General features: G+C 47.0%; 7 protein-coding genes. 2 read left to right on the plus strand and 5 right to left on the minus strand.

The genetic code is table 11. The features are described 5' to 3' along the window. Nucleotides 1–104 precede the first annotated feature (104 nt). The 3 genes from acs to OCV44_RS00955 form a co-directional block, all read right to left on the minus strand. Nucleotides 105–2054, minus strand: coding sequence for an acetate--CoA ligase (acs, locus tag OCV44_RS00945; RefSeq protein WP_009844693.1), 1950 nt, complete (start codon nt 2052–2054; stop codon nt 105–107). A 218-nt stretch (nt 2055–2272) separates the two neighbouring features. After that, nucleotides 2273–2905 (minus strand): 3'-5' exonuclease, encoded by a 633-nt coding sequence (locus tag OCV44_RS00950; protein ID WP_009844694.1) that lies wholly within the window; start codon nt 2903–2905, stop codon nt 2273–2275. Between the two features lie 11 nt (nt 2906–2916). Continuing rightward, complete coding sequence (locus OCV44_RS00955; protein ID WP_135382775.1) at nt 2917–4746, minus strand: DUF294 nucleotidyltransferase-like domain-containing protein; 1830 nt, start codon at nt 4744–4746, stop codon at nt 2917–2919. Between the two features lie 250 nt (nt 4747–4996). On the opposite strand from OCV44_RS00955, the gene OCV44_RS00960 reads away from it, so the two are divergent. Next, on the plus strand, nt 4997–6193 hold the full coding sequence (locus tag OCV44_RS00960) for a 3-phenylpropionate MFS transporter (RefSeq protein WP_009844696.1): 1197 nt from the start codon (nt 4997–4999) through the stop codon (nt 6191–6193). A 117-nt stretch (nt 6194–6310) separates the two neighbouring features. Next, the gene (locus OCV44_RS00965) at nt 6311–9742 is read left to right on the plus strand and encodes a hybrid sensor histidine kinase/response regulator (protein WP_170213752.1); all 3432 of its coding nucleotides are present in this window, start codon (nt 6311–6313) and stop codon (nt 9740–9742) included. Between the two features lie 116 nt (nt 9743–9858). On the opposite strand, the gene OCV44_RS00970 is transcribed toward OCV44_RS00965, so the two are convergent. Then, nucleotides 9859–11244, minus strand: coding sequence for a class II fumarate hydratase (locus tag OCV44_RS00970; protein ID WP_139685893.1), 1386 nt, complete (start codon nt 11242–11244; stop codon nt 9859–9861). A 12-nt stretch (nt 11245–11256) separates the two neighbouring features. Then, nucleotides 11257–11643 carry a hypothetical protein gene (locus tag OCV44_RS00975; RefSeq protein ID WP_139685894.1) on the minus strand — a complete coding sequence of 129 codons (387 nt, stop codon included), beginning with the start codon at nt 11641–11643 and terminating at the stop codon, nt 11257–11259. Nucleotides 11644–11709 lie beyond the last annotated feature (66 nt).

An 11709-nucleotide genomic window follows, 5' to 3' on the forward strand; every position in this document is an offset into this window, starting at 1 on the left:
TCGAGGATATTTGAGATCAAGATCAGCCATAAAAAAACCGCCACATAGGTGACGGTTTAGAAAGAAGCTGTTTTAAACAGTAATTACGTAATGTGACGGGTTGCTTATGCCAGTTCCGCTTTCTCTGCTATTAGTTTATCAACCACACTTGGGTCGGCTAGTGTCGATGTATCACCTAGGTTACCCGTATCGCCAGTTGCGATCTTACGCAGGATACGACGCATGATTTTACCCGAACGTGTTTTTGGTAGTGAGTCGGTCCAGTGCAGTACATCTGGTGTTGCGATTGGGCCTATCTCTTTGCGTACCCAGTCTTTCACTTCTTTATGAAGCTCTGCGGTCGGGAATTCACCATCATTCAACGTGATGTAAGCGTAAATCGCTTGGCCTTTAATATCATGAGGGATACCGACAATCGCAGCCTCTGCAATCTTATCGAATGCGACTAGAGCCGATTCAATTTCAGCGGTACCCATACGGTGACCTGATACGTTCAGAACGTCATCAACACGACCAGTAATCCAGTAGTAACCGTCTTCATCACGACGAGCACCATCACTGGTGAAGTACATGCCTTTAAAGGTTGAGAAGTAAGTCTGTTCAAAACGGTCATGATCGCCATGTACGGTACGCATTTGGCCTGGCCAAGAGTCAAGAATCACAAGGTTGCCGTCTGTTGCGCCCTCAATGATGTTACCCATGTTGTCAACCAGCGCCGGTTGAACACCGAAGAATGGACGCGTCGCTGACCCTGGTTTTAGGTCTGTTGCGCCTGGTAGCGGTGCAATCAAGATGCCGCCCGTTTCTGTTTGCCACCACGTATCGACAATTGGAGACTGCTCATTACCGATTGTTTTGTAGTACCACTCCCATGCTTCAGGGTTGATAGGTTCACCCACTGAGCCCATGATTCTTAGGCTGTCACGAGAAGTACCCTCAACCGCTTCATTGCCTTTCGCCATTAATGCACGAATCGCAGTTGGAGCCGTATAAAGAATGTTAACTTGGTGCTTATCGACCACTTCACTCATGCGGCTTGTGTTCGGGTAGTTCGGCACACCTTCAAACAGAATGGTTTTTGCACCATTGGCAAGCGGCCCGTAAACAAGGTATGTGTGACCGGTAATCCAACCCACATCGGCTGTACACCAGAAAGTTTCGCCTTCTTGGTAATCGAATACGTATTTGAATGTCATCGCTGCATAAACAAGGTAGCCACCTGTGGTGTGCATTACACCTTTAGGTTTACCGGTTGAGCCTGACGTATAAAGGATGAAGAGTGGATCTTCGGCATTCATCTCTTCTGGTGGGCAATCTGCAGATACATTGGCAATAGCATCGTGCCACCACACATCGCGGTGTTCGTGCCATGCAACATCACCGCCAGTGCGTTTGAATACAACAACCTTCTCGATGTTTTTCACTTCAGGGTTAGTCAGTGCTTCGTCGACATTCTTCTTCAGTGGAACAGCACGGCCGCCACGCACGCCTTCATCGGCAGTGATAACGACTTTAGAGTTTGAATCGATAATACGACCAGACAGTGCTTCTGGTGAGAAACCGCCAAATACCACGGTGTGAACCGCACCGATACGGGTACATGCCAGCATCGCAACTGCAGCTTCTGGAACCATTGGCATGTATAAACAAACCACATCACCTTTACGTACGCCTTGCTCCTTCAGAGCATTTGAAAACAGGCACACTTCTTTGTGTAGTTCGTTAAAGGTTAGGGTTTTATCATCAGCAGGGTCATCGCCTTCCCAGATGATAGCGACTTCATCACCGCGTTCAGCGAGGTGACGGTCGATACAGTTAGCCGATACGTTAAGCGTGCCATCTTCAAACCAGCGAATATCAATGTGGCCAGGGTCGAAAGAAGTATTTTTTACTTGTGTGAAAGGCTTGATCCAATCAACGATTTTTCCGTGTTCACCCCAAAAGCCTTCAGGGTCAGAAACAGATTGCTGGTACATGGCTAGGTAAGTGTCATTATCCGCGTGTGTGGTTGATTTAATATTTTCTTTTACCGGATAAACGTGGGCTTCACTCATTGCATCTCTCCTTGTGCCTACATTCCTAATGAACTGGCAACTTCCTTTGTGTTCAATTTCTAGGTCTATTACAGAACCGTCTTTGTGTTATCACTCTCGGCTAGGACGGCGATTTCCACAATTAGACTTTAGGATGAGACGTTGCTTTTCACTTAAAAAATAGCGAGTTAAGTTCATTTTTGAGATGTTGCTCTCTATGTGAAGCGCCAGTGGTTGAATTAAGAATAAGAAGAGTTGAAACGGGGCAGATCACCATGTTTCAGGCGAACAAAGATCAGGGCTGCGGAGATAGCGTCTTGTAATGCATCATGTTTATTGACGGGGATAGGTAAATCGAGCTGGCGACAGATGGCGTCCATACTGAGATCAAAATAGGCATTGGGCAGCTGCCTTTCGAGCTTGTCTTGATAAAGTTGGCTTACTTCGACTAATCGGTTAGGCAGTGGAAATCCAAGCTGTTTTAAACAGGCGCGATCGAGGATTTTTTTATCATAGCGGATGTGATAGCCGACTAAAGGACGATTTCCAATGAAGTTCAGTAGCTCGATTAAAGCCTGTTTTTCTTCGATGCCGTGCTTTAGATCTTGATGGCGAATACGGTGGATTTTTATTGAATTGCAATCGAGCGATTGAGGGGCGCGCAATCGGACTTCAAAAGGTTGGCTGGTAATGATTCGGTTGCCGATGATCTTGGTTGCGGCAATGGTGACTAATTCTGCCTGATTGGGGTCGAGGCTGGTGGTTTCACAATCGAGAGATACGTATTCGTGATTAGCAGGCGCAGTAAACAGAGGCTGATAAGTAGAGCCTTTGAGTTTATGATGCCAGTAATAACGAACCAATCTATTCATCGTTCAATCGCCTAATCCCGTATCTGATAGTGGTAGCCAAGCCATTGCTTGAATTTTTTGACCACATGCAAGCTATGGCGAAGTAAGTCTCTGTCTGCTCGCTCCATCAATTTGACGTTAATCTTGTTGCTACTGTGCTGCTGAGAAAGTCTTTGGGCTAAGCGCCACTTAAAGAACTGTTTGAGTGCTTCACTAAGGTTATCGGCGGTACTTTGCTCAAGCACTTTCTTACAGACCAACTGTTCAATGCGTTCGAAGGTGTTGTTTACCGTGACACCATGCTCAAGACAGAGTGCCCTCACACCATGCACGATAGGGAAAATACCGCCTTGTTTGATATCGAGCCCTGACTTGGATTGTTTAACATTGCCAAACAAGGTGAGGGGTACTGAGAAGTTCAGAGCCGGTCGGCAGAATTCAGTCAGAATCAATTCTTGTCCGAGCATCAAATCACTTAGGTGCTGCTTTACGGGTTTTAATAACTCTCTATTACCCGCAACGGCGTGTGCATCCGCCATGATCGCGATATCCATCACGGTATCTGGCGTGGCTTTTTTTACCCAACGGGTGAGGGTTTGTTTCCACTCTTGTTCTGAATGCACCCATTTGGGGTTGTTGACCATCACGTTGCCCGGGCATAGTGGATAGCCCAATTGCTGCAATGTGTGAGTGAGGTCGTTCATGGCACTCTGGCATTGGTGCCACTCCAAGCCATCTTGAATTATTAGCGCGTTGTCTTGATCGGTTTTGAGGATTTGTTCTCCACGGCCTTCGGAGCCCAACACGATGAGGCAGCAATGATTATGCAGTGCGGGTGGGATAACCAACTCAAACGCTTTCTCTATTATCTGTTCATTAACGGCTGAAATTAGCTCCATGATGAAGCGCGTGCGAATGCCGTTACTGAGTAGGCTTTCGACCAGTTGACGTTGTTTGTTGGAGGCTAATGCGAGCTCTTCAATGCTGGTGGATCGCGCAATACGCAAAGTGAGCACGTGAGAGTGAGTGGAGAATGCACTGAGGATTTGTGTCATATCCACCATGCCGACAGCATCTAGACCGTCACAAACCATCAACCTTTTTACCCGGTTTCTGGTCATGGTAATCATGGCATTAAATAAGAAATCCCCTTGGTTTACGTGCATCACTGGAAATGTTGCAATCTCGCCAACGGGCGCGTCCTGTGGGAAGTTATCGAGCATTACAGCGTGCAATAAATTGGTTCGTGTGACGATCCCATACGGTAAGGAGCCTGAACCAAAATCTTTTATGCCTTTGTCGTCTAAATGCACCAGCGCCGAGTCTAAGCCTTGCTCTTTTAGGATTTGAGTGACTTGGTTGATGGGTTGCCCTGGCTCAAGAATCAGTGGTGGGTGATAAATAGAGTCATCCACTTTGGTCAATATAAACTCGGCAAGGTTTTGTTGCTGCTGAGCGGCCTCAATCAGAGCTTTCCGTGTCGACAGGTTACTATCAAAGTAGGCGGCAAATTGACCATTGGCGTGATAAAGATCGAGAAAAACATCGGTAGGCAGTAGGTAGCTTAAGGTGTCTTCGAGTGCGATATATTGATGTTTGGTGTGAGGTTCAAACTGGCTGCGCACATCAAAAATATCGTCATTGGCGTAATGTGCGTAAATCTCACCATCACTGCTCGCGCGCTCTTCAACGGCTCCTTTGATCAGGATGTGCAGGTGTCTGCTCGGCCTATCTGCTTCCAGTATCACTTCTTGAGAGCGGTAATACACCACGTCTAATGAAGAGCGAAGCTTCAATTGTTCCGTATCGGACAGGCTATCGAAGGGTGGGTGCTGCATATTAAATTTTTCAGGCATAAGCATCACAAGAAGTGGGATTCTTTAATCAGTCTGACAAAATACCAGCGAAGCTCCAGACGACTTTAGTCTAAATGCAGACTAGATATCGATGAACGTGATATAGCTTGGTGATAAGTGATAAGTGATAAGTGATAAGTGATTTCTAGGCTAATTGAATATAGGAATGCTATCCCAGTAATAATTCCCTTTTTCATCCTACTCTAGATAGGCATAATTGGAGCCGCCTTTTTCCGCACACTTTCATAGGTTATTTATGTTTAGCCCCTCTCCTTACGGATGGATATCTCAGTATTTTCTTGGTTTCTTTTTTGCGTATGGTGTGTACTTGCCATTTTGGGCGTTGTGGTTTGAAGACCAAGGCGTTTCTGCAGGAGACATCGGTGTATTGATTGGTATTGGTTTTGCGACTCGCTGTGTTGCCAACCTTGTGATTACGCCGCGCATCCATAACGTAGAGAATCTTTTGCCCGCTCTGCGCTGGTTGAGCTTCGCCTCATTGTTATTTGTTGGTTTCCACTTCTTCACTGGAGGCAGTTTTCTATTGATGCTGTTGGCAACAGTACTGTTTAACCTGTGTTGTGGGCCGGTTATCCCTCTTTCTGACGCAATGGCTAACCATTACAGTCGTCTTAAGATGCTTGACTATGGACGCACTCGTTTATGGGGTTCGATTGCTTTTATTGCGGGTTCAACCGTGGTGGGTTATTTAGTCGCACAGTTCGGCACTGATATGATTTTGTATACAGCGCTTGTTGGTGTGCTGTTGTCGTTAGTGTTGGCGATGAGAAACCCTAACGTGATGCCAGTAACGCAATCTGAGAAACAAGCAGTGCGACCAAAATTAGGTGAGTTACTGCGTGAGTCGTCTGTGGTTAAATTTTTGGCCTTGATGGCGTTGCTGCAAGGTAGCCATGCGGCTTACTACAGTTTTAGTGCGATTTACTGGAAAGAAGCCGGTCACTCAGAAGCGATTATTGGTTATTTATGGAGCCTAGGTGTTGTTGCTGAGGTGGCTGTGTTTGCTCTCAGTAAGCGCTTATTCTCTGGCTGGTCAATGCGTACTCTGTTCGTGGTAGCTGCAATCGGTGTGATGGCTCGCTGGGGTATTACCGCGTCAACAACGGCGATTTTCGCCTTAGTTATGGTGCAAATGCTGCATGGTGTGACGTTTGCTATGGCACACATCGCAGCCATTCAATACATTCAATCAGAAGAACAGAATAAAATGGTCGCGCTGCAAGCTCTGTATAATGCGATCCCATTGGGAGCTGTTATCGCACTAATGACGACCTTAAGTGGTTGGGGCTATGAGCTTTGGGGGGCAAACATCTTCTGGGGTATGGCCGCGATGGGGGCTCTTGCTCTGTTCATTAAGTTGGACGAGAGAAGTTCAGTGGTTGAGATTAATCAATCAGGTTCGGAACAATTAGAATCTAACAGCAAATGCTGATAATTAGAGTCTGAAGCACAGAATTTAAGCGATTCGATTGAGTTAATGACCCATCCTTAGTTAAATGAAACCTCTCCCTTATGGAGAGGTTTTTTTATGGATGAAAAAGGGTTTTTAATGCAAGGATGGATAGTAATTCCAGTCTCTTTAGCCTATTTGGGCGTGTTATTTCTGATCGCTTGGTATGGAGACAGGCAGGTTCGTTGGCTATCGCGTTGGCGCCCATGGATCTATAGTCTTTCGATTGCAGTGTATTGTACCTCTTGGACTTTCTATGGAACGGTCGGACAGGCGAGCAATAACCCATGGTCCTTTTTACCCATCTATCTCGCCCCCATTCTGGTCTTTACACTCGGGTGGCGGATCTTGGCGCGGTTGATCCTGATTGCAAAGCGGGAGCACATCACCTCCATTGCCGACTTTATCGCGGCTCGTTATGGAAAATCTCAGGGCTTGGCTGTTGCCGTCACCGTGATTGCCGTGGTCGGTATTCTTCCTTATATCGCGCTACAGCTGCGTGGTATTACGATGGGGCTAGATATTGTTGCGCCAAACCTAGCGTCTGATTTCGGCTATCAGGATTATCACGTGTCTTGGTTTGTGGTCGGTGCTTTGGCCATTTTTACCATGCTGTTTGGTACTCGGCATATCGATAACACAGAGCATCACCGTGGCATGATGATGGCGGTGGCGTTTGAGTCAATTGTTAAGCTCGCGGCATTTTTGATTGTTGGCTTGTTCATCATCTACCTGGCGGTGAGCAGTGACAAAATCGACCTGCTTGATGTGGCGGCTTCCACCTATGAATCGCCGAATATTCCGACCTTAATTATTCATACCGTTTTAACCATGTTGGCGATTGTCTGTCTGCCGCGCCAATTCCACACCATGGTGGTTGAGAACGAACGTCCTCAAGATTTGCATACCGCTCGTTGGTTGTTTCCACTTTATCTGATTTTAATGGGCCTGTTTGTGCTGCCAATTGCTTGGGCAGGACAAGGGCTGCTTACCGACATGCCAGCTGATACTTACGTGATCAGTGTACCAATGGCAGAAGGTGCGAATCACATTGCTTTGTTGGCTTTCCTCGGAGGTACTTCGGCGGCGAGTGGCATGGTGATTGTCTCGACCATCGCATTGGCGATCATGGTTTCGAATGATTTAGTGATGCCATTGCTGCTGCGCCGTATGCGTCTAACTCAAAGAACCCATCGACATTTTTCTGGTATGTTGCTGGTGATTCGACGCGGGTTGATTTTACTGCTGTTACTGGGTGCTTGGCTGTTCTATCAAGCGCTCGATACCATTCACTCACTGTCGGCGATTGGCTTTCTTTCCTTTGCGGCGATTGCTCAATTCGCGCCAGCACTTATTGGTGGTTTGTACTGGCGTCCGGGCAACCGGAAGGGGGTTTATGTCGGCTTAATGGTGGGATCGTTGATTTGGCTGATCACCCTGATGAGCCAAACCAGTATGCTGGCAGGCGACAGTGAAAGTAACCTTTTACTGTGGATTATCACACCACCAGAGTTGCTCAACAGTTGGGAGATCAGCAGTTCAAACTGGGGGATTGTGCTGAGTATTTTGCTGAATACTTTGTGTTATGCCGTGGTTTCGATGGTGACCAGACCAAGCCTAAGTGAGCGTTTACAATCGGCTGCTTTTATTGGCACACCATTACCAGAAAATGAGAACATCAGCCTCTATCAGAGCCGTGTGACGGTCGCTGAATTAGAGATGCTAGCGTCACGTTTTGTGGGGCGTAAGCGTGCTAAAAGTGCTTTGCAGAGTTATTGGCAACAGCACGGGCAGCCGCTACTTCCTAACCAACAAGCACCCGCAAGCCTGATTCGACATGCAGAACGTGTGCTCGCTGGGGTATTCGGTGCCTCTTCCGCTAAGTTAGTACTTACTTCCGCTCTACAGGGAAGAAATATGCAGCTTGAGGAAGTAGCAACTATCGTTGATGAAGCTTCGGAATTGTACGACTTCAGCCGTGGTTTACTTCAAGGAGCTATTGAACATATAGGCCAAGGCATTGCAGTAATAGACAAACAGATGAGGCTGGTGGCGTGGAATCAGCGTTACCTTGAACTGTTTGAGTTCCCTATGGGGCTTATTCAGGTTGGGCGACCCATTTCAGATGTGATTCGCCATAATGCTGAGCAAGGTTTGTGTGGCCCGGGCGACCCAGAAGATCACGTTCGACGCCGTGTTTATCATCTTGAACAAGGCACTCGGCACACCTCATCTCGTATTCGTCCTGATGGTCGAGTGATTGAAGTGCAAGGGAACCCGATGCCAAGTGGTGGCTTCGTAATGAGCTTTACCGACATCACGGTTTTCAGACAAGCAGAGCAAGCGCTAAAAGATGCTAATGAAAGCTTGGAATCGAGAGTCCATGAACGAACTCAAGAGCTCGAGAAGCTTAACCATCGCTTGGTAAAGGCGACGCAAATCTCTGACCAAGAATCACAATCCAAGAGTCGATTCTTGGCTGCCGTAAGTCACGATTTGATGCAGCCGCTCAATGCCGCGCGTCTATTTGCTTCGTCGCTATCTGAGGTCGCAAAAGAACAAGAGGAGAAGCAGCTTTCATCTCATATCGAAAGTGCGCTTGGTGCGGCTGAAGACTTGATTGGCGATTTACTGGATATTTCACGATTGGAATCAGGTAAGTTGGAAACCAATATTCATGCGATTGCCGTGCATGACGTGCTGACCAACTTGAATGCGGAATTTAGCGCTTTAGCGACACAGCAAAAAATCCAGTTTCAGATGATTCCATCGTCATTGTTCATTCATTCTGACCCCAAGTTATTAAGACGAGTGATTCAGAACTTTTTAACGAATGCGTTTCGCTATAACCCTGAAGGAAAAGTAGTCCTCGGTGCGAGACGAGTAAATGGTCAGGTACGCATTGACGTATGGGATAACGGAACTGGTATCGATGAAGACAAGCAACAAGAGATCTTCGAAGAATTTACCCGTGGTAGCCAAGTACGAGCCAATCAAGGGTTGGGGTTGGGGTTAGCGATTTCGAAAGGGATTGCTCATGTGCTTGGTCATCAAATTTCGATGCGTTCGTGGCCGGGACAAGGCAGCGTCTTTTCCATCACTTTAGCGAGAGCTGAGCAGGTGGCTCCAGTTGTGCAAGCTTCAACGCCAATGGCGACCAGCGACATCGAACATCTGAAAATACTGTGTGTCGACAATGAGCGAGAGATTTTAGTGGGTATGGAAAACTTGATTGGTCGTTGGGGCTGTGAAGTTAAAACCGCCGTCGACTTAGTCGAAAGTTTGAAATGTCTAGACGATGGCTGGCAGCCAGATGTGATTTTCTCGGATTACCGTCTTGATAATGGCAGGACTGGACTCGAAGTTTTACAGCAGTGCCGCTTGCGCCTTGGTGACTCTTTTGAAGGTGTCATCATCAGTGCCGATAGAACCGATGATATGTTGGCAGCGATAAAGGCCAACAGCTTCAGCTTTATTGCCAAACCAGTGAAGCCACTCAAGTTAAGAGCCGTCTTAAATCGAGTGAGTTAGCTTGAATTAACAGGTTCGGATTAACGCGCTCGGATTTGTGAGCAGATAGTGAAAAAGGCCTCGGATGAGGCCTTTTGTCTCTCTACTATTTCAGCGAATTTCTGTCATCTTTCCTACTAACCTGCAATACCACCCTGCGTCAATGTGGTTGGATCAAGCAGCTTGCTGAGTTCTTCTCGGCTAAGATCGGTTTCTCGCTCGGCAACATCCAGAATTGGTAAGCCTTCTTTATAGGCCTTCTTGGCAATATCAGCAGCCTTCAAGTAACCAATCACAGGGTTGAGTGCGGTCACTAGAATCGGATTCTTTGACAGCGCTAAATCAAGATTGTCTTGGCGCACCGTGAAAGTGGCGATGGCTTTGTCCGCCAAAGCAATTGAGCTGTTGGCTAATAGTTCTATGCTTTCTAATACGTTATGAGCAATCACAGGCAGCATTACGTTCAATTGGAAATTTCCAGACTGCCCAGCCACCGTAATGGTGGTGTCATTGCCAATTACTTGCGCTGCCGCCATGGCTGCGGCTTCTGGAATTACAGGGTTGACCTTACCAGGCATGATCGATGAACCCGGCTGCAGAGCCTGCAATTCAATTTCCCCTAAGCCAGCCAACGGCCCAGAGTTCATCCAACGAAGATCGTTTGAGATCTTCATGATCGCAACGGCTGCCGTTTTAAGCTGACCAGACAATGCGACGATCGCGTCTTGGCTACTGAGGTTAAAAAAGAAGTTTTCACTCGAGGTAAAACTGATCTTTGTCGATTGAGACAGATTACTCGCAAACTTATCGGCAAAGCGTGGGTCGGCATTGATCCCCGTACCAACCGCTGTGCCACCTTGAGCAAGCGCTTTGATAGCTGGTAAGCTGCTTTCTACCGCTTGCTTGGCATGTTCAATCTGAAATTTCCAACCGCCTAGCTCTTGAGCAAAGGTAATCGGCATCGCATCCATTAGATGAGTACGGCCAGTTTTGACTACCTCAGCAAGTTCATGTTGTTTGACGGTAAGTGCCGCAGAAAGGTGGGTAAGTGCAGGCAACAGCTTATTTTCTGCCATCAAAGCGACACTGACTTGGATTGCTGTTGGTACTACATCGTTACTGCTTTGCCCCATGTTGACGTGATCGTTGGGGTTCACGTCGCCTTGTAAGCTTCTTGAAGCGAGCGTCGCAATCACTTCGTTGGCATTCATGTTGGAGCTGGTGCCAGAGCCGGTTTGGTAAACATCAATAGGGAACTGCTCAAGGTGTTTACCCTCAATGATCTCTTGGCTGGCTTCGGCTATCGCGTTGGCAATATCACCTTCTAATAAACCTAGCTGAGCATTGGTATCGGCTGCTGCCTGTTTAATCAGCGCCAATGCTTGAATAAAGCTGGTTGGCATCTTGTGTGAACTAAAAGCGAAGTTATCTGCTGCACGCTGAGTTTGTGCTTGGTATAGCGCCTCGGTAGGGACTTTAACTTCGCCCATGCTGTCTTTTTCAATCCGAAATTGTAGGGTCATCTTCTATCCTTGTTAGCCAAGTGGGGCTTGGACTTGTTGTAGTGTTTGGCTGAGATTCAAAAAACGCGCTTGTCCTTGCGGTTGCTGGCAGTAGTGGCGTTTCAAATAAAATAACGGTGAGTGAATAGAGTCTAGGCAGATATGACGAAAGGCGAAACTACGGTCAGGAGACTCAATCGCTTCAATCAAATGGAAGAATAATTGGCGCAGATACAGCTCGCACAACAAGATGTTTTCTTGGGCGGCATGCTTTTCATAGTAAGCAGAAAGCGTGAGTGCACACTCGATATACTCTCGAATTACAAACGGCTCATGGCCTTGAACTTGTTCTAATGAAGCAAAGCGATCTTGTGCTTTGTAAAACCTCGAATAGAGAACCTGCTGCTCTTTCATCATCATCTGCATCTCATTAATAGATGTTAATGATAATTATTATCAAGTGAGGTTTTAAAAACAACCCTTTGT

The organism is Vibrio tasmaniensis, from assembly GCF_024347635.1.
Lineage (GTDB): Bacteria > Pseudomonadota > Gammaproteobacteria > Enterobacterales > Vibrionaceae > Vibrio > Vibrio tasmaniensis.